The sequence below is a fragment of the Neobacillus rhizophilus genome (genome assembly GCF_018343535.1).
GTDB lineage: Bacteria > Bacillota > Bacilli > Bacillales > Cytobacillaceae > Neobacillus > Neobacillus rhizophilus.
In genome coordinates this window covers 355,521-380,043 of the sequence record NZ_JAGYPF010000004.1, presented here as the reverse complement: position 1 = coordinate 380,043, position 24,523 = coordinate 355,521, and the positions used below count along the sequence as shown (strand labels likewise).

Annotated in this window: 25 protein-coding genes and 1 pseudogene; 10 read left to right on the top strand and 16 right to left on the bottom strand. The window is 36.9% G+C overall.

The window, feature by feature from the left end; translation table 11 throughout:
- Positions 1-487: 487 nt before the first annotated feature.
- Positions 488-1,309 carry an MBL fold metallo-hydrolase gene (locus KHA99_RS20130; RefSeq protein ID WP_213119771.1) on the top strand — a complete coding sequence of 274 codons (822 nt, stop codon included), beginning with the start codon at positions 488-490 and terminating at the stop codon, positions 1,307-1,309.
- 256 nt (positions 1,310-1,565) lie between these two features.
- Here the strand turns inward: KHA99_RS20130 and KHA99_RS20125 are convergent, their stop codons facing one another.
- Positions 1,566-2,336, bottom strand: coding sequence for an SDR family NAD(P)-dependent oxidoreductase (locus KHA99_RS20125; protein WP_213119270.1), 771 nt, complete (start codon positions 2,334-2,336; stop codon positions 1,566-1,568).
- A gap of 225 nt (positions 2,337-2,561) precedes the next feature.
- On the opposite strand from KHA99_RS20125, the gene KHA99_RS20120 reads away from it, so the two are divergent.
- Positions 2,562-2,780 (top strand): hypothetical protein, encoded by a 219-nt coding sequence (locus tag KHA99_RS20120; RefSeq protein ID WP_213119269.1) that lies wholly within the window; start codon positions 2,562-2,564, stop codon positions 2,778-2,780.
- A gap of 32 nt (positions 2,781-2,812) precedes the next feature.
- Here KHA99_RS20120 and KHA99_RS20115 read toward each other — a convergent pair whose 3' ends face one another.
- The 5 genes from KHA99_RS20115 to KHA99_RS20095 form a co-directional block, all read right to left on the bottom strand.
- A complete protein-coding gene (locus KHA99_RS20115; protein WP_213119268.1) occupies positions 2,813-3,409 on the bottom strand; it encodes a YdeI/OmpD-associated family protein in 597 nt (198 codons plus the stop codon).
- 14 nt (positions 3,410-3,423) lie between these two features.
- Complete coding sequence (locus KHA99_RS20110; protein WP_213119267.1) at positions 3,424-3,801, bottom strand: SET domain-containing protein; 378 nt, start codon at positions 3,799-3,801, stop codon at positions 3,424-3,426.
- Between the two features lie 99 nt (positions 3,802-3,900).
- Complete coding sequence (locus KHA99_RS20105) at positions 3,901-4,917, bottom strand: DUF3231 family protein (RefSeq protein WP_213119266.1); 1,017 nt, start codon at positions 4,915-4,917, stop codon at positions 3,901-3,903.
- A 21-nt stretch (positions 4,918-4,938) separates the two neighbouring features.
- On the bottom strand, positions 4,939-5,487 hold the full coding sequence (locus KHA99_RS20100) for a CBO0543 family protein (RefSeq protein WP_213119265.1): 549 nt from the start codon (positions 5,485-5,487) through the stop codon (positions 4,939-4,941).
- Between the two features lie 183 nt (positions 5,488-5,670).
- The gene (locus KHA99_RS20095) at positions 5,671-6,060 is read right to left on the bottom strand and encodes a cupredoxin domain-containing protein (RefSeq protein WP_213119264.1); all 390 of its coding nucleotides are present in this window, start codon (positions 6,058-6,060) and stop codon (positions 5,671-5,673) included.
- Between the two features lie 335 nt (positions 6,061-6,395).
- Between KHA99_RS20095 and KHA99_RS20090 the strand changes: the two genes are divergently transcribed.
- Entirely contained in the window at positions 6,396-7,001 is a 606-nt protein-coding gene (locus KHA99_RS20090; protein WP_213119263.1) for a TetR/AcrR family transcriptional regulator, read from the top strand.
- Positions 6,998-7,414 (top strand): cupin domain-containing protein, encoded by a 417-nt coding sequence (locus tag KHA99_RS20085; RefSeq protein ID WP_213119262.1) that lies wholly within the window; start codon positions 6,998-7,000, stop codon positions 7,412-7,414. Before KHA99_RS20090 ends, KHA99_RS20085 begins: the two co-directional genes overlap by 4 nt.
- 255 nt (positions 7,415-7,669) lie before the next feature.
- Here KHA99_RS20085 and KHA99_RS20080 read toward each other — a convergent pair whose 3' ends face one another.
- The 3 genes from KHA99_RS20080 to KHA99_RS20070 form a co-directional block, all read right to left on the bottom strand.
- Positions 7,670-8,785, bottom strand: coding sequence for a glycosyl hydrolase family 18 protein (locus KHA99_RS20080; protein WP_213119261.1), 1,116 nt, complete (start codon positions 8,783-8,785; stop codon positions 7,670-7,672).
- Between the two features lie 630 nt (positions 8,786-9,415).
- A complete protein-coding gene (locus KHA99_RS20075) occupies positions 9,416-10,534 on the bottom strand; it encodes a cysteine desulfurase family protein (RefSeq protein ID WP_213119770.1) in 1,119 nt (372 codons plus the stop codon).
- A gap of 242 nt (positions 10,535-10,776) precedes the next feature.
- Positions 10,777-11,655 (bottom strand): endonuclease/exonuclease/phosphatase family protein, encoded by an 879-nt coding sequence (locus KHA99_RS20070; RefSeq protein ID WP_249366786.1) that lies wholly within the window; start codon positions 11,653-11,655, stop codon positions 10,777-10,779.
- Between the two features lie 288 nt (positions 11,656-11,943).
- On the opposite strand from KHA99_RS20070, the gene KHA99_RS20065 reads away from it, so the two are divergent.
- Together KHA99_RS20065 and KHA99_RS20060 are read left to right on the top strand one after the other, a co-directional pair.
- The gene (locus KHA99_RS20065; RefSeq protein WP_213119260.1) at positions 11,944-13,761 is read left to right on the top strand and encodes a bifunctional metallophosphatase/5'-nucleotidase; all 1,818 of its coding nucleotides are present in this window, start codon (positions 11,944-11,946) and stop codon (positions 13,759-13,761) included.
- A 267-nt stretch (positions 13,762-14,028) separates the two neighbouring features.
- Positions 14,029-14,328: a hypothetical protein gene (locus tag KHA99_RS20060; protein WP_213119259.1), complete on the top strand. Its 300-nt coding sequence runs from the start codon at positions 14,029-14,031 to the stop codon at positions 14,326-14,328.
- 176 nt (positions 14,329-14,504) lie between these two features.
- On the opposite strand, the gene KHA99_RS20055 is transcribed toward KHA99_RS20060, so the two are convergent.
- Positions 14,505-15,359 (bottom strand): DUF1002 domain-containing protein, encoded by an 855-nt coding sequence (locus tag KHA99_RS20055; protein ID WP_213119768.1) that lies wholly within the window; start codon positions 15,357-15,359, stop codon positions 14,505-14,507.
- Positions 15,360-15,715: 356 nt separating this feature from the next.
- Positions 15,716-16,384, bottom strand: coding sequence for a TerC family protein (locus KHA99_RS20050; RefSeq protein ID WP_213119258.1), 669 nt, complete (start codon positions 16,382-16,384; stop codon positions 15,716-15,718).
- Between the two features lie 218 nt (positions 16,385-16,602).
- Between KHA99_RS20050 and KHA99_RS20045 the strand changes: the two genes are divergently transcribed.
- From KHA99_RS20045 to KHA99_RS30910, 3 genes and pseudogenes are all read left to right on the top strand, one after another.
- Positions 16,603-17,448: an ABC transporter permease subunit gene (locus tag KHA99_RS20045; RefSeq protein ID WP_213119257.1), complete on the top strand. Its 846-nt coding sequence runs from the start codon at positions 16,603-16,605 to the stop codon at positions 17,446-17,448.
- Between the two features lies 1 nt (position 17,449).
- On the top strand, positions 17,450-18,397 hold the full coding sequence (locus KHA99_RS20040; protein WP_213119256.1) for an ABC transporter permease subunit: 948 nt from the start codon (positions 17,450-17,452) through the stop codon (positions 18,395-18,397).
- Positions 18,390-18,561, top strand: a pseudogene (locus tag KHA99_RS30910) (HU family DNA-binding protein); the annotation flags it as partial. The gene KHA99_RS20040 and the pseudogene KHA99_RS30910, both read left to right, overlap by 8 nt.
- 100 nt (positions 18,562-18,661) lie before the next feature.
- On the opposite strand, the gene KHA99_RS20030 reads toward KHA99_RS30910, so the two are convergent.
- On the bottom strand, positions 18,662-19,120 hold the full coding sequence (locus KHA99_RS20030; RefSeq protein ID WP_213119255.1) for a hypothetical protein: 459 nt from the start codon (positions 19,118-19,120) through the stop codon (positions 18,662-18,664).
- A 6-nt stretch (positions 19,121-19,126) separates the two neighbouring features.
- Positions 19,127-19,915, bottom strand: a complete 789-nt coding sequence (locus KHA99_RS20025; RefSeq protein ID WP_213119254.1) for a hypothetical protein — start codon at positions 19,913-19,915, stop codon at positions 19,127-19,129.
- Between the two features lie 156 nt (positions 19,916-20,071).
- Here KHA99_RS20025 and KHA99_RS20020 point away from each other — a divergent pair, with 156 nt between their 5' ends.
- A complete protein-coding gene (locus KHA99_RS20020; protein WP_213119253.1) occupies positions 20,072-20,584 on the top strand; it encodes a GNAT family N-acetyltransferase in 513 nt (170 codons plus the stop codon).
- Between the two features lie 178 nt (positions 20,585-20,762).
- Here the strand turns inward: KHA99_RS20020 and KHA99_RS20015 are convergent, their stop codons facing one another.
- The 3 genes from KHA99_RS20015 to KHA99_RS20005 form a co-directional block, all read right to left on the bottom strand.
- Positions 20,763-21,506 (bottom strand): SDR family NAD(P)-dependent oxidoreductase, encoded by a 744-nt coding sequence (locus tag KHA99_RS20015; RefSeq protein ID WP_213119252.1) that lies wholly within the window; start codon positions 21,504-21,506, stop codon positions 20,763-20,765.
- Between the two features lie 480 nt (positions 21,507-21,986).
- Positions 21,987-23,465, bottom strand: a complete 1,479-nt coding sequence (locus KHA99_RS20010) for an Lsa family ABC-F type ribosomal protection protein (RefSeq protein WP_213119251.1) — start codon at positions 23,463-23,465, stop codon at positions 21,987-21,989.
- 498 nt (positions 23,466-23,963) lie between these two features.
- A complete protein-coding gene (locus tag KHA99_RS20005; protein WP_213119250.1) occupies positions 23,964-24,509 on the bottom strand; it encodes a DUF1697 domain-containing protein in 546 nt (181 codons plus the stop codon).
- Positions 24,510-24,523 lie beyond the last annotated feature (14 nt).

Here is a 24,523-nt window from a genome sequence, read left to right as displayed (position 1 = left end):
TATTACAAAATAGTTACTCTTATTACAGCTGTAAAAAGTAAAAGCCAGCACCTTTAAAGGCCAGCTGACTTTTTAGTGATATCACACAAATTTCAATTACCATGTCATTCTCCTTCTGTATATGCTTCCGATGTTTTATCTTTGCACTCCCAGCATTCCGCACGATTTCTCTCCATAACTGACAATTCCTCACCACATGAAATGCAAATATCCATCAATCATGTCCCCTTTCCAATATTTTGCCCTTAAAAACCACCAACTTCATTTAGCACCTATTGTAGTTACATTATATTCTGAAAATTAGAACATGCATATTTTAATTATGTTACAGATTCATTTCATAGTATTTTCTTACCATTTAATAAAATCCTTTTAATCTTTTTAAAATTGGAATATTCTGTAAAAAAAATTCAGATGTAAGTCTAATCGAAAAACCCTCTAAATATAATTTTGTGTATATCCTTTTTTTGGAAAGGGTGTGGTAACTCTGAAAAATTATATTTGCGAGACTTGCGGTGTTCAGTATGAAAGTTCAATGGAAGAACCGGAGCAATGTACGATTTGTAATGAAGAAAGGCAGTATGTAAATCCAAATGGGCAGTCGTGGACCACGTTGGAGAAAATGGTTAATGAAGGCTATCAAAACAGGTTTACTCTTGAGGAAGAAGGTCTATTCAGCATAACCACAATTCCAAAGTTCGGAATTGGCCAAACCGCTTATTTGGTTAAAAGTGAAGGCTTCAATGTATTATGGGATTGTATCACGTATATTGACGAATTGACCATAAAAAAGATAAAAGAATTAGGTGGACTCCAGGGAATTGCTCTTTCCCACCCTCACTATTACTCTGCACAAGTTGAATGGGCAGAGCGATTCGATGTGCCGATTTATATACATGAGGATGATAAGGAATGGGTCATGAGGCCGAGCGATAAGATCCTTTTCTGGTCAGGTGAATCCCTTGAATTGCATAAAGGGGTCATAATTCACCGTCTAGGCGGTCATTTTAAAGGCGGGGCTGTTTTAGAATGGCTAGATGGGAATAAGCAAAAGGGAATTTTATTTTCAGGTGATATCATCCAAGTTGTCGCCGACAAAAACTGGGTTAGTTTTATGTATAGTTATCCTAATCTGATCCCACTGCCTGCATCTACAGTGTGTGAGATGGCTAATATCGTAAGTGAATTGAAATTTGACCGATTGTATAATGCTTTTCATGGGATAGTCAAAAAAGATGCCAAAATGGCGGTTCAGAAGTCAGCGGACAGGTATATCGATGCGTTAAGTGGTACGTTGTTTGATACTTAAACTGTTCTTCTTTGGCTCTTTTCTAAAAGAGTGTTGCAATAAGGAATCGCAAATAAAAGGGCTGAATTCGTAAATAACACTCGGATAATCGTAAATAACAGGGGCGAATTGGCAAATAACTCGGAAAATCGTAAATAAAAGGTTGAATTCGCAAATAAAACTCAGAAAATCGCAAATAAAAGGGCTGGATTCACAAATCCTCTTTTTCAAAAAAACAAAACCTCAAACTCTAGATAGTTTGAGGTTTTGAATAGGATTAAAGTGCCCCCATCCCGCCATCAATACGGTATTGTGCACCAGTTATAAATGCACTATCGTCTGACGCTAAGAATAAAACTAAATTAGCAATGTCAGCTACTTCTCCGTACCGTTGAAGAGGTATGCTTTTGGCAAATTGGTCTTTTGCACCTTCCGGGTTTTCCGGACTAAATCCAGATTCTAAAGAACGCATCATTCTCGTATTAACAGGCGATGGATGAATGGAATTTACTCGGACGTTCGCTCCCGCCGCCTCAAGTGCAGCAACTTTGGTTAAGCCTATTACCGCATGTTTGCTTGTGACATATGGTGCAACACCTGGTGTTCCTCCGAGTCCCGCTACAGAAGATGTATTAATGATACTGCCGTAACCCTGTTTCGTCATAACAGAAAGAACGTGCTTTAATCCTAAGAAAACACCATTCACGTTAACGCGCTGGACTTTTTCAAAATCCTCAAGGGACGTTTCTATGATTGGCTGAACTTTCCCTTCAATTCCTGCATTATTAAAGAAAATGTCGATTTTCCCGAAACGGTCAACCGTTTGTCCAACATAATTTTGGACGTCTGTTTCCTTTGAAACGTCTGCTTGGACAATAAGTACATCGCCAAATTGACTCAGTTCCGCTTTAGTCTGCTCAAGGGATTCTAGCAGCAAATCAACTAGAACAACCTTTGCACCTTCTTGTAAAAAACGTTTGGCCGTTTCCTTACCAATTCCGCCTGCCCCACCTGTAATTAGCGCAACTCGATCATGTAACTTACTCATCTCATTTCACCTTCCTATATTCAATGGGTTTTACAAAATTTAGTAACACCACATGTCCATTATAACTTTTTTCAGACAATTACTAATATTGAAATTGCAGAAATAAGTGACAATTTATTGAATACTAGTCTATTTAATTACTAGAATAGGTCCAAACCAAAAAAATTCAACCAAAAGGCAACTTAAAGATAAATTGTTAGCATATAATGATTGCGGGTGATGGATATGGATCGTTATCTCGAACAAACATTTGAAATTAGGTTTTTGAAAATCGGGATTATCGCCAATGCGGGAATTGTGCAAATTGGTACGGGGTCGTCTGCAACGATTCCAAAAACTACTCCAGTCGGTTATACGACAATCGGAGGGACCTTAGCTCCTCTTTTGGCACCACCGTCTGTTCCATTGCAGGCACCGGTACGTGATGTTTCAAAAAGGTTGTAACCTGAGAAAAACTCCTCGGGGAATCGAATAAACTAATCATTTAATCCCTTACCATCCAGAATTTGCTGCATATATTTTTCAATCCTCGACTCCCGAGTTTTGGATTGTTTGGGTTGAGAGAAATACAGTATGTACGCTCTTTTCCGCCCCGGAGTTAATGCTTCAAAAGCCGTTTTTAAAGCAGGCATTTCAGCGAATTTTTTTTGCAGTTCTTCAGGAATGTTGTATTCTGTAGTCTTTTTAAAGTTTACTTCCAAACCGCTTTTTTCCACTTCAATGGCTTCATGAATATAGGCTTTTAAAATGGTTTCCATTTCAACGATTTCCTGAACATTAGTAAACCGAATTTGGCGCGCTGCCTGTACATTCTCCGTTTGTTGGATTAGAATGCCATGGGGGTCCTTCAGCAAAGCACCTTTGTGAAACAGGAACGCACAATATTCTTTAAATCCATGGATTAAAACGATGTTTTTATTCTCAAATGTGTAACAAGGGTGCATCCACTTAAATTCTTCGGTCAACTCATCACAGTCAAGAACGATACCTCTTAACTTCTCATATTCTTCTTTCCACTTTTTAGCTTTATTTAAAAATTCATCAACCTTAGGATTCAATCTACTATTTGTCATCAAGGGACACTCCTCTAGTCCTGATCAAACCACAGTGGATCCTTGTTATCGATGTCGCCATTATAATTAATTAGAATCTCATCCCCAGCTTTTATATCTGTGTAAGCAAAGAAGTCAAAAGTGTGGTTATCAAAATTAATTTCATAAAATGCATTAGGCTCATATGAATGGTTAAACAACATTCCATAACCTAGAAGGATGGCAGAATGATTGATCCCATACTCAAAAGCGTAATCAGCAAGCAGGGTTTTCTCAATGTGTTCGTGCTGTTCATTTGGGTAAGCAATGACAGGGGCTTCATGTAAAAGCTCTCCTTTTTTGATATCACGTGTAGCAAATACTCCTCTATCGAATTCTCCATCACTTAGTGGAGATTTTTTTATCTCAATCATGTTGTTCTCCTATTCATCTTTAAAATTTTCTTACTAAACTGTACCATTAATTTGAACATAATGCTCTTTTTTTTACACTCTTTTTTAAAATGAAGTATTCTACCTTTTCATTATATTTTGATTTCTAAGTGATTCTCTATCAATCGATTGGGGAGGTTTTTCAAACCATCCATGATCAATTAAAAGTTTTGTACCTTCCTCAGCATAGGTCCCGACCCTCAGGATGTACCCTTCATAATTGACCGTTAAATCTTTTCGAAATGATGCAGCAATGGCAAGTCCAAAATCTCCAATTCCAATGGCACTTTGTACATTTGTATGAAATAACATTAGTTTATCGGAAAAAGGTGGATCAGTGCTATTGGTAATGGTGGAATCCCATGTAGAGGGATAAGAATTATCGTCTTCTTTTAGTTTTATCATAAAGTCTTCCACCATTTTCTTTCCTAATTCATATCCATCTTTAAAGTAGTCACTAATTTTTTTGGATTGAGCGACTTGGCTAAATCCTAAAAGTATTGTTTTCGCCACATTTGCCACTTCGATATTAATTCCTAAATGGGCAATTTCTATTCCAAGGAGCGGTCGCCGATGACCTATTAAACCACCAAGAAATTTTCTCTCTGTTATATACTCAATTTTATCAGGATAAGAAATATAAGGAGATCGGATAAAAATCCCTTTTTCCTGCATCAGTTCTGCATTACGGTCATATAGCATTTCGGTTTGAATGTAAAACTGTTTGAATAAGTCACGGACATCTTTACGGGCAGAAATTGACTTTGCCAAACTATATGAATTCAATCCTGTTCTACCCATATGATGCAAGTAACGCAAATACGTTATATCCGAAAAAAGCTTCTTTGCTTGCAAGTTCACATCCTGGTCTCCAAATCCATTAGGAAGAGGAATGCCTTCTTTTGTAAATAAATCCGATATTAGTGCCACATGGTCTTGGGAAAACTTTAGCGCAAGTTTAATAATAGTTTTAACGTCCAGATCTTCGCAGGTTTGAAAAAAATGCTTTAAAACACAAATAGACATGGTGTCACCAATATAGGTACTCCATAACATTGATATTTCAGCAGATGTTATTTTGGGTATGTGTTTAACCATGAATTTTCCACCCCATCACATTTATTTAGATATTCGAGTTACTCCTTGAACTAACCATTTTATAAATACAGCCTTTGCAACATATATTGGAAGCGAATAGATGTATTTCCAGTTATCTAATTTATAAATGTTAAGCCAAACTGACAAAGGTTCAAAAATAAAGGTAAAAATAGTTGCCATTACTAAATTTACAATGATAAATGATTTCCATTTTTTATAGAATTGATAAACAGTCATATGTGCAACAATAAGTATTCCGTAATCTATTGGGACCAATCGTGGTAATACCTGTACCAATTTATAGGGATATGACCAAAGGTGAGTAGTAACACCTATATCGTCCAACAGTCCAACTAAAAGCATCAATAAACTTCCAAAGAGTAAAATTTCCTTTAATCTAGATTTATCAACGTACCTCCACCATATAATCCATGGAAGAATAAAAATAATCAAAAGTAACCACCATTGAAATGAAAACAAATCGTGATGGAACCAGTATTCATTTTTCATTTCAGTTAATTTATATTCGATCTTTCGAATTTCTTCATAACGTGGATAAGTTGCTTTCAACTTCTTCACTCTCTCGCATCAGATGGTTTTATTATCCCCTTTTATATATTTTTCCTATTCAATCAGGGTGGAATTAACTTATAAAAGGAACGTCGGGTTATGATGGGGAGATAGCTTTTATGATGATGTTTGATTCAGTTACCGTTGCCTATAAAAAAAGCAAGGCCCGAATGGCCCTGCTTGTTATTTGACTATTACTTTTCCAGCCATTCCTTCCTGTAAATGGTACCGGCATATAAGATCATATGTACCGGGCATATTCGGTTTCACAGTAATGGTTTTTTCTGTTCCCGGCAGGACTTCGACGTCAATTTTTAGCTTTTCCACAGTAAAGGTGTGCTTTTTCTTTCCTTTGTTTTTCAATATTAACGTTGTCATGCTTCCATTCGGAATCGTGATGACTTCCGGTTTAAAGTAATCATCATACAACTCGACCTCAATTGCTTTAACTGACTCAATAGGCTGTGTTAGGACGCCGGATTCGGCATTTACACTGAGTGAGCCTGAAGTTGTCACAACCACAATCATCGCAAGCAAAACGGCCAATCCAGTTAACCACTTTTTCAGAGACATTCGTAACCCCTCCTTTCCTAACACTATTTTTTTCAAAATTATTAAATATTATCATTATAAATTTGGTTCCAATGTTCTCCAAAAAGTAATTCTTTTTTGAAGCATTGACCCAAGCAAAAAAATCTATTTTAATGCCAATCTTCTGGAATCCATCCTTAACGTGTAGTGACAGGCACAACACAATACATTTAATAATTATAATTTATATTTAATATTGACCATATATACTCAATTAGTGTAAAATTATTAAAGGGAATATTTCCCATAAATAAAAACAATTGGAGAGGAGTGTTGAATGAATCCTGAAACATTCCTACTAGGAGAAGTATCCAGAAATGAATAAAAAGCGTAATTATCATTCCGAGCTTCGGAAAAAAAGTAAACAAATAACCATCGAAACAATCATCGAAAATACCTACAAGCTGCACTCCGAAGGAATAACAGATATAAAAACAATAGCAGAAAATTCAGGTGTGTCCGTTCCAACAATTCGAAAATACTTCCCTACAAATGAAGACCTATTTAGAGGATGTGCAAATCACTTTTTAAAAGTAAACAAGTTGCCAGAGATATTTAAGTATTTAGATATTCAAAGTTTTAATGAGAAGGTTGAGGCGATTGTAAATGACTTTTATTCCTTTCATGAAAAAACTATGGAATCGGTCTGGTTGTCTTTCCGTTTGGCAGAACAATCTATTGTGATGAGAAACTCAACATTGCAAAACGAAGCGTTAATAAAAGCTGCTGTACAGGTAATGCTTCAGGACATCATCATTTCAGAACTCCAAAGTAAGGAGCAGCTACAAGGCTATATACAAGGTTTATTGCATCCCCTGTTCTATAAGACATTAAGAACAGTGAGTGGCTTGAGGAAAGAGCAATGTATAAATCAAACAGTAAAAATAATTTTGGAGACAATTAAAGGAGGAGAAAATAGTTGAAAACAGCAAACGTAAAAAAGCTTCCGCTATTGGATCTATGGTATGACAGTGATAATAAAAAGAGATGGAAAGCGAATTTACCATTTACACCAAAGTTTCCACTTTGGTCTGGTATCCAAACAGAACAATCTAGCGTTGTGTATTTTGAGCTAGAACCCGGGTGTAAGCTTGGAGAGCATTATGAGAGTAGTGAGGAAATCCTTTTTGTCATTAGTGGGGATGTAGATGTAGTTGTAGGTGATGAGCGCTTTGAAGTCTCTGATGGGGAGCTTTTAGTCATACCACCATCAACCCCACACTTCGTCCAAAATAAAGGGGAACAGGTTGCAAAATTTCTCGGCTTCTTCGCAGATTCAGAATCATATTCCACATTTTCCGAGGATGTATCCCCAGTTGGTTCAAAGGTTTTATAATTAGTGGAGTCAATGGATGTAACCTACTACTCAAGCCACAGTAAATTCTCCTTAACCTAATCTTCATTCTTAAAAAAAAACCCCATTATAACAGGTTTTCATTATTTATCGCAAAACTTGGATTTACAACTAAAATGTATAATTACTTGCACCGCGTAGCGCGGTGCTTTTGGTTTTGTAAATAACTATTGAAGGATAACCAGTATTACAATAAGATTATTTTCACATTAGTTCAAGTTTTGGAGGACCATTCCCTCACTTTTTTACTTTTATTTTCTCGGGTATCGTCGTCCAGTACTTTGGATCTTCTAAACCGAGCCGCCAAATCCCGATTCCCCGTAGGTTATATTTTTCTACAAGGTCTAGCTTATACCGCAGACTATCGCTATTCTCAAACCAAACCTGATGGCTATGTTGTTCTTCATCTACGTAACTGAAATTGGGTGTTTGCGAACGGGAGTCCCATTTAACTTTAGCTTTATATTTTGTTTTTTGTCCCATCAACTCTTCATAGGAGGTATACCTGGCTTCGCCTTCTGTTGTTGCATCCCAGTCCCATCCATAACCAGCGATTCCGAGTAAAATTTTTGCTGGTGGGACTTTTTGTTTCAAAGCATAACGAATCGTTGCTTTTGTCCAATCGACCGATGCGGTTGAACCGGGTTTTGTTCTTGGGTTATGTTCATCGTAAGTCATTATCATTAACCCATCTGAATATTGGCCAAGCTTTTCGTAATCAAACCATGGTGACCAGGGATTAGCACGGGAATCACCTGTATTTGCCGGGACTGAAACCGTCACTACTTTTCCATCACGATGCAGCGCATCAGATAATTTTTTTATCATTAGACTAAAGGAATCTCGATCAGACAGATTCAAATTTTCCATGTCAATATTAATACCGTCATAATTAAACTGTTTTACTTCATTGCACAGGCTTTGAATGAAAACATCGCGGTTTTTATCGTTATCGAGGACATTACTAGCAACCTCTTTGCCCTTCTCAACGGTTTCATAGAAAAGATTATGTACAACCATATATACCTTTAGGTTTTTTTCATGAGCACTCTGAATAACCTTTGTCTTATGATCTGCTGGAACGGAACTTATAAGACTTCCCGGACTTTTATCGTCTAGTTTATACCAAAAGGGTGCGATGCTGCTTAAACTTTTGAATTGTGAGTTCACTGTAGGCTGCGACCCTGGATACGTTCCTTCCTGTTCAGTGTAGAAACCTAAAATTTCACGAGGAGTTTTATTTTTATCCTTTTTGTCCTCTTCTTTTGTTTGTACCTGACTACACGATGACAGTAGTAATAAGACCAAACTTAACGAAATAATGGTGAATGACCGATAACAATACTTCGCCATAATACACCTTCTTCCAATTAGTATATTTCTTAACTTGATTAGAAAAGGTGTAACTTATTCACGAGTGAGGCATGGGGACGGTTCGAGACCACTGAAAAACACTTACTAAGAGGAAGATTAGAGACATTTTTACCTTCTATTAATGCATAATTGTCTGTGATAAGGTGTATAAAAGACATTTTGCCTATCCACAAGGTCGATTTTGTCTTTAATAAGGCACATAAAATACATTTTGCCTATTCGTGAGGTCGATTTTGTCTTTGATAAGGCACATAAAAGACATTTTGCCTATTCGTAAGGTCGATTTTGTCTTTAATAAGGTGTATAAAAGACATTTTGCCTATTCGCAAGGTCGATTTTGTCTTTGATAAGTTGTATAAAAGACATTTTGCCTATTCACAAGGTCGATTTTGTCTTTAATAAGGCACATAAAAGACATTTTGCCTATTCGTGAGGTCGATTTTGTCTTTAATAAGGTGTATAAAAGACATTTTGCCTATTCGCAAGGCCGATTTTGTCTTTAATAAAACGAAACAATTGTTTTTCAGTGGTCTCGGACGGTTCTTTTGCCTCATTCTGAAATAATATAAAAAGGACAACAGTTGAATCTCACTGTTGTCCCCGATAAGTTTAATCTATCGTTTCCCTTAACCATTGCAATACCTGATCGATTTCATCCTTCGTCGTATACCTGCCCAAACTAAAGCGAATGGCCCCCATGCCAACCTTTTCAGGAACAGCCATTTCCTTTAATACCGGTGATAATTCGATGCTGCCGGCATGGCAAGCCGAACCGGTTGAGGCTGCTAACTGTGGGATCGCCGTCAGCAGATCTTGTCCAATTTTTTCGACAAAGCTTACGTTCAATGTATTGGGCAGACGCTCCACAGGATGTCCATTTAACTGAACTTGGTCCCCGAACTCTACTTTTAATCCGCTCCAAAAATAGTCCGTAAGTTCCTTCAATTCACTTTTTCCAACCTGGCTTTCAGCGATTTCACAAGCTTTTCCCAAGCCGACTGCCAACAAGGTATTTTCCGTTCCTGCCCGCAGCCCGAATTCATGACCAGCCCCATGAATGAGCGGTTCCAATTTGATTCCTTCTTTTATATAAAGCGCTCCGATTCCTTTAGGAGCATATAGCTTATGACCGGCGATGGTCAACATATCGACTTTTAACTCGTTGACATTAACCGGCACTTTCCCGACTGATTGAGAAGCATCCGTATGGAAGGCAATCCCGTGCCTTTCAGCAAGGTTCCCAATCTCGTGAATCGGCTGTAAAGTCCCGGTTTCATTATTGGAGTGCATAATCGAAATCAGTATGGTGTCCTTCGTAATGGCTTGTTCAATTTCTTCAACTGACACTCTCCCGTATTGATCCACTCCTACGTAGGTGACCCTCGCCCCGATTTGCTCGAGAAATTGGCATGGATTTTTCACAGCTGGATGTTCTATTTTTGATGTAATAATATGGTTCCCTTTGCTTTTATTCTTAAAATAATAGCCTTTTAATGCCTGGTTGTTGGCTTCACTTCCCCCGCTAGTAAAAATGACTTCTCTCGGAGAACAGCCAATTAAGCCGGCAACCTGTTCCCTTGCCTTCTGTAACAATTCTTTCACTGGTGCCCCAGCCCAATGCAGCGCTGACGGATTTCCATAATAGTCATGCAGGAGCGGCATCATGGCATCGGTTACTTCAGGAGCCAGAGGTGTACTAGCGTTATAGTCCAAATAAATTTGTTGCATATATCGATTCATTCCTTCCCCAGAGGATTCCCAATTCCCATTTAAACTTTCATACTGTTCTATTGGTTTATTGTATGTATTCTATGTTTATTTTACGAAGACTTGGCATTTATAACAAGTTCCGCGGCTTTTCTTCACTTCATTCAACTAACTATTTGAAACACGAGAACCGTCCCCTCATTCCAAAAATACCCGCCAAGCCATTACAGCTCAGCGGGATTTTCTGATTCCTTCGGAAGCATTTAGTTTCCACCATTTTCATATGGCTCTGTTCTCTCCAAAACAATTTCTGCAGTTATGGGCAGGTGATCCGATGCTAACGTTTTTATTACTTCTTTTTCTACTGTTTTAATTTCAGCTGATGTAAAAATAAAATCGATTCGTTTGGTAGGATTTTCAGCGGAATAGGTATAAGCTTCAGGCTTATCATAAAAAACGTCAAGATAATGATCATACATCGGCTGCATTTCAATGCTATCTGGAACAGCATTTAAGTCTCCCATTATCACTTTTGGTCCTTCAGATTCTCCTGCTATAGAAATAATTTCCTTAATCTGTATTTGTCGTTCTGCAGTTGTCAAGGCCAAGTGTGTATTATAAAAATGAAGATGATTTCCTTTTACATTAATAGTCGCTTCAAGGAGACCACGCTGTTCAGTGTTTCCTATTTTTGTAAGGGGATGGTTTTCAGAATGCAAAATTGGATATTTGCTTAAAATCGCTGTACCGTACTGCCGGCGTGGCTCACCTTCATGAAATGGATCTCTGTCCAAGTTAGCTGCATAAACATAAAACATTCCTAGACGATCTGCAAGCCACTTTGCCTGGTCTTGAAAATCACTACGTTCCGACCAGTGGTTGTCTACTTCCTGAAGTCCGATAATATCTGCCTCTTCATACTCAATGACCTTTGCAATTCGTTCCAAATCCAATCCTCGGTCAACACCTTCAGCGTGATGAATGTTATAAGACATTACCTTTACGTTGACTGATTGTCCTCTAGGAAATTCCATTTCAATCCCTGCTGCTTTTGTCTGCACCCCTGTTAAAGAAACAATAAAAAATGCCATAGACAGAAGGCTTAGCATCCATTTCCCTCTTTTCTTTGTGCCGATTTTCATTCTCTCATCCCTCCCTGATTGCTTTCTTTCTATTAAATATTACTTGATCAATTTGAAGTATTGATTTCTGACGTGTAAAAAGCACATTAAAAAATGTTAAGAACTGGTAAAGCAATCAGTTTTGTTCCTCAAGAATCTTATGAACAACCATGAACAGCGTACTTCCATTCGCATTCTATAAATAAATTAAAAGAGATTGAATTTTCAATATTTTTACCCTTCTTTAACTATCATTTAACAATTATTTGCTACCATTTTCTTGTAACTAATCATTTAGGGGGAATGAAATTGAAAAAGTCGTTCAAACGTCTATTTGCTGTCACTACTGCCGCGGTCCTTGGCGGTGGAATCCTAATGAATTCTTCACAAACTCTAGCATCCAATAATACTGGACAAGCAGTGTCCAATCAAGGTCTGGGAAACAAGGACCTTGTCAATCTCCAATTATTAAGTTTGACGGACTTGCATGGCTATCTTCAGGCCTTCAATGACAAGTCGAATGGTCAAATCATGACTACAAATGGACCGCTTACAGTTGGTGGTGCAGCGTATTTGGCCGCCCATATCAAAAACCTAAAAGCAGGTCACGAAAATTCAATCCTTTTTTCCGCTGGGGACGATTTCAGCGGTTGGCCTTTTGAAGTGGCATCACATCATAATGAGCCAACAATCGAATTCCTTAACGCGATTGGATTGGAATTTTCTGCGGCTGGCAACCATGAATTTGATGCTTCCAGGGAGTTCTTGACGGAGCATATCATGAAGGGAAAAAGCTTTGGAGTCCCGGGTGTTGATAGTTCATTTACTGACTCTACAGGAAAGAAATTCAAAGGGACCGATTATGACTACCTTTCTGCAAATATTCGTGATGCAAAAACTGGGGATCTGGTGCTAAAGCCTTACACCATTAAAATGATCCATGATGGCAAAGGTCGTGCTATCCCCATCGGTTTCATTGCTCTTACCACGCCGACAACCATAACAGGGTCCACTTCGTTTCAAGAAGGGGTTCTAACAGCGGATCCTCTCGTGGAAACAGCCAACCGGTATGCAAAGGAATTGCAGGAAAAAGGTGTTGAAACCATTATTGCTGTCGTCCATGAAGGTGGGTCGACCAAAAGCGATGGATATGACATTAACGGGTCTGACAGTCCTTTTGGTCCTATCTTCGATTTTGCAAAAGAAGCTTCACCGGCGATTGATGCGATTGTATCCGGACACTGGCATGCAAAGTTTAATGCCTTTATTGAAGATCCTGACGGTAACCCTCGTCCTGTTGTAGAAGCCGCCAATCATGGACGCCTTCTTAATGAAATCAACTTGTCGATTGATCCAAAAACCAAGGATGTAGTTCGTAATTTAACAACATCCACAAACCACCCGGTTACACGAGATATTACAGCAGACCCGGAGATTGAGAAGATGGTTTCTTACTGGGTAGAACGTGGAAAGGAACGCTGGGCAGAGCCAGTTGCCAAACTGACAGGCGATTTGACACGGGCTCGTAATGCAAACGGTGAAAGTACACTTGCAAACTTTGTTGCGGATGCTCACTATTATTCTGGTAAAAAAGCAGAGAATCCAGCCGAATTCGCTTTGACCGCGGCCAGTCCATTGCGTGGGGATTTACTGTACAAAAAGGGAACAAATGCGGCTGACAGTGACGGGCAGATCCTATTTGGCGAAGCGTGGCAAGCCCATGGTTACCAAAACCCGCTATTAGTCGTGACGCTAACTGGCCAGCAAATTAAACAAATCCTTGAAGAGCAGTGGAGAAAAAATGCAAACGGCACTGAAAGCTTTTATCCGCTAGCTGTTTCCTATAACGTCCACTATAGTTACGATAAAAGCAAACCAATAAATGATAGAATCGATCAAAAGACAGTTATCATTAATGGGGAATCCCTCGATTTGAACCGTTCCTACAGGGTAGCTGCTCTGGCGTATATGGTCATTGGAGCTGATGGATACCCGACATTTACACAATATCGCCAACCTGTTCGCACTGAAGTTGATTATTGGGCTCTCCTAAACTATTTAAAGGAGCAGAAGGTCATCGAACCTCCAGCATTAAACCGTGTAACTTCTATAACAATTACTCAATAAGTGATAAAGCTGGAAACATGATGATCCAACGTTTCCAGCTTTTTTTTGCCCATAGTTATTTCTTCACACTTGGAATTGATAAAGGCTCGTGTAAAGTGAAAGAAGTTGTAGGTTTCGTTATTTGTCTATTAATTTTCAATTCAAAAAATTAAAGAGTTTTTTCAATAGGATTAAGTTGTGTAAAGAATTGGAAAAATGCCTTCTTTTTTCCTCGAAGGCTTGTATGATAAGACTGTAAGACAATATGGAACTCAAGGAGGAACAAAGATGAAAACTTTCAGAACATGGTTATTTGCTTTGATGTCCGCATTGTTGTTACTGGGAGCTGCAACGGCATGCTCAAATGCCAGTTCAAAAACGGATGATCCGAACACGGAACAAAACGACGATAGTTTACAAAATGATGGATCTCAACCGGATGATGGCACAGAGAATGACGATAGCTCGCAACAGGATGATGATTCACAGAATGACGATAGTTCGCAACAAGATGATGGGTCTCAACAAGATGATGGGTCTCAACAAGATGATGGTTCACAAAATGAAGATGACAATTCTGGTCAATAAGGAAAAGTAGCATGCAAAATTGAACAAGACGGCTGCTGCCGTCTTGTTTGTCATAACTCCTATCCTATTTATACATCTATCATTCAATCCCCAATTATGCATTTCATTTCGAAGATCTTTCAGACGTGGAGGACATATCCTTCGTTTTTTTGATTAGGAACACGCAAGAATAAATTTTATCCATTAGTTAAATTGGTACGAATCACTTCAATTGTCCGATTTAAGAAATCCTGCAGCTTTTGTAAAAATGACTGCCCCTCATCTGAATGTAAAAAGTTGGAGACTTTTTCTGCCGTATCACTTACCTGGTTCTTTACTTGGTTCCAGTCAATGTCCATCCCCTTCAGTTTGTTGAAGAAATCTACTAACTTATTTAACTCTTCATTTGTTAACGAAATCCCAAGCTCTGTTGCAGCTTGTTGAATGATTTCCCGTATGTCAGCTTCTGTTTTTGGATCATTTTTGGCGATTTCATCTTTGACTTTTCCCATAAGAGCAGCGGCTTTGTCCGCTCCAATGGAATCACCAAGCTGTGCGGTTTTCACCATTTCTTCATTGGCCGCTTTTTTGACCTCTTCTGGAATTTCTTTATTCGTGGTTGTTTCATAAGCTTTCATAATCCCCGTCAAAGCAGCCGTTCCTGATACTGCAAAGGGAGCAGTAATCTTGATTGTTGCATCCTTTACCCCTGCTGTCATCAAGGCATTTTTATACATTTCCTCTGTTACCCAAGTAATATTATTCGTTTGAACCTTTAACCCGGAATCCTTAGCGTCGATTGTGATACTTGCTGATGAAATAGCTTTGTTGCCAATTTGTGCCTTGGGAACAAACTCCCCTAAATATTCATGCTCTTCTTGATTGGTTACGGTAATCATTTGCACGTTTTCCGGTGCCCTTAACTCTGCTAACATGTCATTTTTTTGCTGTTGTGTCAGGTTTTCTCCTAACGTAACAATTACATCTCCTTTTGATGCGTCTGCAAAGCAGATCGAAGGGATCGAGACAAGCATCGCTATAGCAAGAAACATTGCCTTTAATTTGAGTTTCAAAATAAAACCTCCTTAAAGCGCCATTTTTCATTGGATGAGTATCTTTTCTATAAAAATACCTCCTGAAAATTTGGCTTTGCATTATCATAACACTAGAGGTTTGGCATTTCATGATAAGAATCGGTAACAATTATGCTAATTCTATGAAGGTATTTACATATCGGAGAATAATGTTACAGCTAGAGTACGATTTCTTTACTTCCCCATTTTTTTATCACAAAAAGACTAAAGACGAGTGGTTCCAGATGTAATCCATGGCCCCAAAAAATGATTTCAACAAGCAAAAAGAACAACAGTCTAATTCCTATCGTTGTCCATTTTAACCTTATATTTTTTTAGCCTTCTTTAGCTGCATTAATCTTTGAAATGATATATCCAAAACCTATAACAAGAACTGTAATAGCAGTTGGTACCAATAAGTGAAAATCATTTGGGAGGATTGGCTGGAATTTTGGTTCTCCGACCATCATTTCACCTGCTGTCCACGCTAATATTCCAGCACCAGCATAGGTGATAATCAGGTACTTTTCCATAGCTTTTAATATGAATTGGCTTCCAAAAACGACGATTGGGATACTAACCATCACACCGATGATAATACCAGCTAAATTTCCTTTAACGGCACCGGCAAGAGCTAGTACATTATCAAGGGACATCACTGCATCAGCAGCAATAATGGTTTTCACTGCCGAAAATAAACTTGAACCACCTTCCCTATGAGAACCCCCTGCCTCATCAACTAACAGTTTAATGGCTATATATACGAGAAGCAGGCCGCCAGCAAAGGTTAAGAATGGTAACTCTAATAGGTACACTATTGCTACTGCAAAAATTAATCGTAAAATAATGGCTCCAACTGTGCCCCAAAAGATTGCTTTCTTTTGTTGTTTTTTTGGAACATTACGAGCCGCCATAGCAATCACAACCGCGTTATCGCCACTCAATACTATATTGATTAAAATAACCTCCAAAAGCACCGTGAACGACAAACCAAATATCTCCAATTCAACCACCTCTGGCTTAAGTTTAACTAAGCCATTATATTAATTTGGGGTTGAATAAAGACCTGATTTTATATGATTACAAAAATTTTCTTTCATAGTTTTAATGTGCTCGAACCCATTTAAAAAGAGTTTTTTTAATGAAACGTTTTTGAATTAGAGTTCGTCTAATTATTACCAATACTGTATTAAATTCCTACATTTAATAAAGAGGAGTCCCTATGAATGTCATAAAAAAAATATTTTACTTTATTTTGCATTGCTTGATTGGTGTGGAGATTTTGATTCTCATTACGGCTTTTCCTATATTATTCCAAAATTTACCCTTTAACCTAACGGATTATTTACATGCCGTTTCGGATTTGAACATTAAGCTCTTTACCATCGGAGAGTTTAAGATTGATGGCAAAAACTCTTTGTTCCCAATTATTTTGGTACGTTACATAGAATCTATGAAACTATTTGGTCTTGGGCTTCTACTTGCCTGTAGTATTGCTGTCTTCGTTTCCTACCTAACCTTTTTCTTTTTTAAAAATAAAATGCATTGGGTGAAAAATCTTCTGAAGGCAGCCGAATCCATACCAGATTTGATGCTGATTCTCTTGCTCCAATTGTCTGTAATTATCATTTTTAAGAAAACGGGAATAAAGCTTGCACAGGTCGTATCTGTCAGGGAAAAAGCCGTTCTCCTGCCAGTTATTTGCTTAGGTGTTCCAATTAGCTTTTATGTGACAAGAATATTAATTCTCCACATTGAGGAGGAATTGGAAAAGAACTACATTCTGCAGGCTAAAGCCAAAGGATTAAAGTTTTCCTACATCTTGAATGTCCATGTCATTAGAAATATTATCGAGAGTATGTTTGGATCCTCCAAAACGGTCTTTTGGTCCATGCTTTCCACATTGTTAGTCATCGATTATTTATTTAATTTAAACGGTTTGTCACGCACCATGTTATTGGGGCCCGATCCATTTATTATCGGCTGCCTGCTAATATTTGTTCCATTATTTATACTCTATCGGGTCTATGAATGGGTAAGCTTTTCGAATAGAAAGGATAATAGATGATATGGTTCAATTTCTATTAAAAAAGAAAAGATTCGTCATTAGTGTTCTTTTTCTGACAACTTTACTGACATTAAGTTTTTTAAATACCATTGTCAATAATGGTGAAATCGAACTGTTTAGGTTTATTTATGATGATAACGGAAATCTAAAAGCCGCACCGCCTCATCCGCCATTCACTGTGTATATTACTGGTACGGACATATTTGGATATAACCTTGGGCAAATGATGATTGAAGGAGCAAAATGGACAATTGGGATTACCTTTATCGTAACAAGTCTTCGCCTATTGTTTTCACTGGTCTTGAGTGCCTTCATTTATCCGTTAAAGCCGAGAATCTACGATACTATTAAAGTCATTTTTGAACCTTTTTCGGTGGTGCCCCAGACAATTATTGCCTATTTTATCCTTCATAGTGTTTTGTGGGAGCCCATTGATGGATTTTCCACACTTTTTTGGCAACGGGCATTATTTGAGACATTCATTCTAGTCATAATTGCGATTCCCAATTTAACAGTCCATCTTTCAAGTGAAATGAGGCTTGTTGAAAAGGAAGAGTTTATTGAGGCTGCCAAAACAATGGGTGGGAGTAAAGTTTATTTGTTTTTCAAACATATTGTTCCACACGTTTATGAGAAATGGATCTTACTATTTGGCCAACAATTCATACAAGTTCTGCAGCTGTTAGCCCATCTTGGCTTTATGAGTCTGTTCTTCGGTGGTACGGATGTCCCATATGGAGACCTTGATACTCCCCCGCTCTCACTTTCATATGAATGGTCGGGAGTGATTGGCGGCAGCATTAGCTACCTTTATTCCTACCATTGGATGGTACTAGTTCCAATCATGTTCTTTGTATGCACAGCATTAAGTATGGCTTTTATAAATGATTCCTTAGAAGCCTATTTTAATCGTAGATCTGCAATTACTTCCAATTCGTATATTAAATAATAGAGATAAAGTTCAATTAAATGGTTTCGGTAACTTTGAAGTTCGTGAACGTGCTGCTCGTAAGGAACGAAACCCACAAACTGGAGAAGAAATTGAATCCAAGATGAAAAAGTACCAGCATTTAATCCCTAAAGCATTTAAAGGATGATGTAGCAGGTAAATAGTATTCTTAATAAAAAGTGATGGTCTTTATCCATCACTTTTTATTTGGGCTCTACATTGTTAATCAACTAAAGGGCAGTTTAAGTGAAGAAAAATAACGAATCATTTTACTTTTGCTACTCCTAATGCAAAATGGCTCCAAAGTATATCTTCTACTATATCAGCTTGTGATTCTTCACAATCAACAATTAAGATTACTTCAGAATGTTTTCCTTTTAAAACTTTTTTCTTTTTCTTTATAACCAATTCCATAAAAAGCCGAATAGCAAATCCAAGAACAAATCCAACAAATGCACCTATCAGTCCCCAATAAATTGGTCCCCAAGCTAATTTAAATCCAATACTTGCTCCAATAACTGAAAATGCAGTGGCAAGCGCCATTCCAATATCAATCAGGCTTGTACCGTCAGATCGATGCAGGGTATCTAAAATTTTTCGTTCTTCCACTCTATTATCCAGAGGAACAGCAAATATGCTTTCTTTTTTAATCCCTTTCTTCTCTAGCGTTGATATGGCCATTTCTAAGAATCCAGTGGTTTCAAATGTTGAAAATAGCTGCACCTGTTATCACTTCACTTTTTGTCCTTTTAGTAGTTTGAAGCCATCCGATTGATAATTCTCGGTCAAATGATTTCGTAACTCTTTTTCGAAAAGTTTATTATTCTCAACTGTATTACTATAAGAATCATAAGCTGCAAAACCATAGTGTGAAGGGATAAAAAGAAGCCACTCTGGATTTAGTACCGAAGTTGCTTCCTTTACTTTCCCTAAAAATAAAAGTAATACAGCTTCTTGAGCATGTGAATAATAATAAAATATCACTAACCATACGATGACAAAAAAAGCAGTTAGTATCCTATGTATATAAAGCTGCCCAAGACCAGGGATAAACAACGACCACAAAACGGAAAGTATGGGATTTCGCTTATCTAAGTAGTTAATTTCTAACGCTCCTAATGCAAATGAATTATAGCGGTGTTCCTCTCTCTCAGCTAAAAGACAGAATTTATTCATGTCTACTGTTGTCCGGTAACTGTCCCAAATGCCGAAGAGGTAAACAGGAATATACATAAGAAGCCATCTTGTGTCCAATACCTCTTTTGCCATGTCAATATTCCCCTGAAAGGAATAAATCATCGAAGAATTAACATGTGCCTTGATATTAACAACCACTTCCCAAATAAATAACGCATATCCTCTAAGATATTTAGATAATAGCATATGCCCAAATCCAGGGAATGCAGCAGACCACCATGCAATAATGTATGGATTTCTTAAATGCAATTGGGTTGTGCCCCAAATACTAACATGGGCTTTATACCGTCTAGCTGTATTATCATTTGTATAGTTGTTCATCTAATCCACCTTTAGGAACAATTTATAATATATTTCCAAATGTGGGATAAATTTATGCCTGCCTTATTATATTAACCAGCCTAATCACAGAACAGTTGTTTCTATTTTTCCTTTATTTTATAATCTACTTATACATATAAAGAAAGGAGCACCTACATGGAATCTAAGACTAAAAACAATTTAGTCCAGCTGGTTAAGTATACAGACCATTACGAACTATTTATTTCGAATTTTTACTTGCCTCCAGAGAAGCTACAATTCACCTGTTATCCTTTAGAAAAAATTAATAATCCAACCACATCTCAAGACACCATTCATGTTTTAATACTAGTTAAGGATATTCCAGTTGGCTTTTTTGCCTTAGAATCTGGTGAAAAAGTCTTGAAATATACAAAAAATTTGAATGCTAGATTACTAACAGCTTTTTCTATTAATAATGACTTTCAGGGTAAAGGTTTTGCCAAGCAGGGACTTCTTTTATTACCCCGTTTTGTTAACAACAATTTCCAGAATGTTAACGAAGTAGTTTTAGGAGTAAATAAGCGAAATACGGCTGCTATCAATCTATATAAAAAGACTGGATTTGTAGATCACAATGAAATCTTCTTAGGGCCAAACGGCGAACAACATATTATGCACTTATATATTTCACGTGAAGGGCTAGTTTAGTTCATCTCTTTTTTTTAATCCTATTGTCCCCCCCTTCGAATGTGGCATATTAGCTGAAATACAAACAGAAGATTTATTATCACCTGATTCTTGTCTTAACGGCATTATTTAGTTGTGCATCTAATGATGACAATAAAATACCCCAACTTCCAATGTTGGGGTCATAAGTTTAATTTAATTACAAATCTGAAATCATACCGCCATCGACAACGAATTGTGCTCCGGTTGAATAACTAGAATCGTCAGAAGCAAGGTATACAACTAAATTAGATACTTCTTCTACTTCTGCTCTTCTTCTTAGTGGAATATCTTGTTCAAGTTGCTTAAGATATTCTTCAACATCTGGTTGGTCAGCCATAGGTGTTTTGATAATTCCTGGATGTACAGAATTTACACGGATGTTATATTGCCCAAGCTCAGTAGCCGCACCTTTAGTCATACCAGTTACAGCATGTTTAGAAGCACTATAAGCAATAGCCGTTGGGGCACTTACCAAACCATCTACGGATGAAATGTTAATAATAGAACCTACGCCAGCTTTTTTCATTGAAGGGAGTACTTTTTGCATTCCTAAAAATACACCAAGCTCATCTACTTTAAATGTTAATTCGAAGTCTTTTACAGTTAGTTCTTCCAATGTTTTGAAGATACCAATTCCTGCGTTGTTTACTAAAACGTTGATAGGACCAAATGTATCTTCTGTTTTTGCTACAACTTCTAACCAGTTCCCTTCATTAGAAACATCTAATTTAAGAGCGATTGCGTTTTCTCCTAATTCATCGGCTAATTTTTGCGCACCTTCGAAGTTAAGATCAGTAATCGCTACTTTCGCACCTTCTTCAACGAATTTACTAGCATGCATAGCACCCATACCTTGTGCTGCCCCTGTAATGATTGCTACTTTTCCATCTAATTTTCCCATTTTGAATTTCTCCTTTCGAAATTTTCAAGTCTTTTTCTGTTAAGAAAACAACTTCATGAACAATTTCTATTATGTGCTTTTAGTGAACAAGTTAATAATAAACCTTCTATTAATTACTTTCAATTAAAGAGTCTCGAATTAAAGGTATTTTTAATCCTTATACCAAAGGAGCTCTTCCTTATTGATAAATCCTCAAAGGTTATAATCCTTAAAATTCTCGAAAAATACTTCTTTTTTTGTTTAACTTAACTGCCCTTTAGAGTCGAATAAGAAAAAGCCACCATTATGGTAGCTCCGATCTTTAACTCTTGCACCCTTTAGTATTTTGAAAAAAGATTGATCAAAATGAATTCTTCTCTAACAGATTTAAGTTTAGTCTTCATAAAAAAAGTTTGATCATTTTAGCTGCGTTCTTCAACTAAAGCAGTATAGTTTAATAACTTGATTTACTGATTAAATCTTCAAATTCTTCATATTTAACTACATAAATATAGTTTTTGTTGCAACTGTTTGTTGAAATGCCTGATCATGCTCAACAATAACCATTGTGGGATTAAATCTTTGAATAAGCTCTTCAATCTGCATGCGCGAATAAATATCAATAAAATTTAACGGTTCATCCCATATATATAAATGAGCTTTTTCACATAAACTTTTGGCTATAAGCAGCTTTTTCTTTTGTCCACCAGAATAATGAGATATATCTTTCTCAAATTGAATTCGGTCAAAATCCAGCTTACGTAGGATGGATTTAAATAACGTTTCATCAATCTCATGCATTTCAATAAAATCCGTTAACAGTCCCTTCAAATGTGAAGTATCTTGTTGGACATAGGAAATAATGAGGCCTGAACCTAAGTGCATTGAACCTGTATGCTGTATCGGGTTTCCTAGAATTAATTTTAGGATACTACTTTTTCCGCTTCCATTCTTTCCATCAAGTACAATTCTGTCACCTTGTTCAACTATAAAGCTAATTGGCTTATTCACTATTTGGTCATCGTACTTAACGGACACATCAGCCAAAACAATCAATTCATCTGAATGAAATTCCAATGGTTCTAATTTTAATGACTCGGTTTTTTCCACATTTTTTAGCAGTTTTGACTTTTCCTCGATAGCTTTTTGTTGCCTTGCTTCAATGTTCTTTGCTCTCTTCATCATCTTTGCCGCTTTATGTCCTACAAAACCCTTGTCTAACTTAGAACCTGAATTTGTTGTTCCATTTTTGGAAGCTTCCACTTGATTAGACCAACCAGCTGAACGTTTTGAAGACTGTTTTAATCTCCCTATGTCTTTTTGTAGACGCTGATTTGTTGCCTCTTCGTGTTCCTGCTGTCTATCAAAATTTAACTTCCATGAAGAATAGTTACCACTTTGAACTTCAATATTTGCTCTATTTATAGATAAGATATGGTCAACGCATCCATCTAAAAAGATTCTGTCATGTGAAATTAAAATAAACCCTTTTTTCTTCCTTAGATAATCAGAGACCATCTTTCGTGCATCAGTGTCTAGATGATTGGTTGGCTCATCAATTAATAAAAATTGACCCTCATTCAAAAAAAGTGCGGCAAGCAACACCTTTGTTTGTTCTCCATTTGATAATGTTTTAAATGGTCGGTACATGACCTCGGCATCAACATTTAGATAGGATATTTCACGAAGAAATTCCCAATCTTCTGCTTCGGGGCAAATTTCTTCAAGGATTTCATGAGTATACTTGTTTTGATCCGAAACTGGATAAGGAAAATAATTAAATTCTACCGAGGAAATGATTTTCCCAGAATACTCATAATTCCCTAATAATAAATTAAAGAATGTTGTTTTACCTCTTCCATTTCTACCGATAAATCCAAGTTTCCAATCCGTATCTATTTGAAAGTTTACACCTTCAAAAATATTATCAAAGCTACCTGGATAAGAAAAAGTTAAGTCTTGAACTTGTATCATTGACATGATAATTCCTCCTTTGTATATCAACACTTTTACTTTTTTATACAAAGTCGGTACATCCATCTATTCTAAATTTCTCCGTATAAGTTTGATGGATATTAACGACTTATACGGAGTATTACATGCGTAACAATAGTGTCTGAATTGCTCATTTCTCTCGCTCCTTTATTTAAATAAAGTTACAGATTAAAAAACATCAATCTTACCTATGGGAGAATAAAAAATCCCCCCAATTTGTAATTGGAAGGATTAGTCTTTCACTAATATTAAATAAGTCCTTTTTTGCCATTGAAACCATGACAAATAAAGTATAAACTGATTTATAAAAATGGATAGACTAACCCTATATTCTGTAGTTTGAAGTTATTCATTTCAAATATAAATATAGATTAGTTAATCATTGTCCATCCATCAGTCCTCTCATAATTGTATTTCTATATTAACAATTTTTTTTATGGAATACAATATCAGCATCATATTCACCTCAAATTATCGGGAGAACTATCTGTTTTGAGCTTGCATTAGCTCATATATCTTACGAGTGGTGTTGACATTTCTTACCGTAACTTGTTTGTATATCTTTGATCCAACGATCTTTGACATTCCGCTTTTGGTTACATTTTTCTTATCAACCGACCATAGGATCGCACCTGGGACATATTTCACCGTGTCAATATTTGGTTTAATGACCAGATTCTCTAGTACAGATTCATCATCAATTTCATCCCATAAAAACATGACATCACTTTTCATGTCTTTGTCATTTTTCCATGTGTCTGGAATAGCGTTAATGATTCTTCTGACATCATCGACACTACGAACTACTACTTTAATTTGTAATCCAAAATCATTATGTATCGCTTTTTCTAAAATAAGTGATAGTTCAGGTTTTGATAGGCCTTTGTATGAAAAAATAATATTACCTGTATTGATGTATGTCACCACATCATTCATCCCGACTTGTTCAAACGTTTGTTTAAGCAACTTCATGTCAATTTTATTTTTTCCACCCACATTAATCCCCCGAAGAAGAGCGATATAAACCATAAGCATCCTCCTTT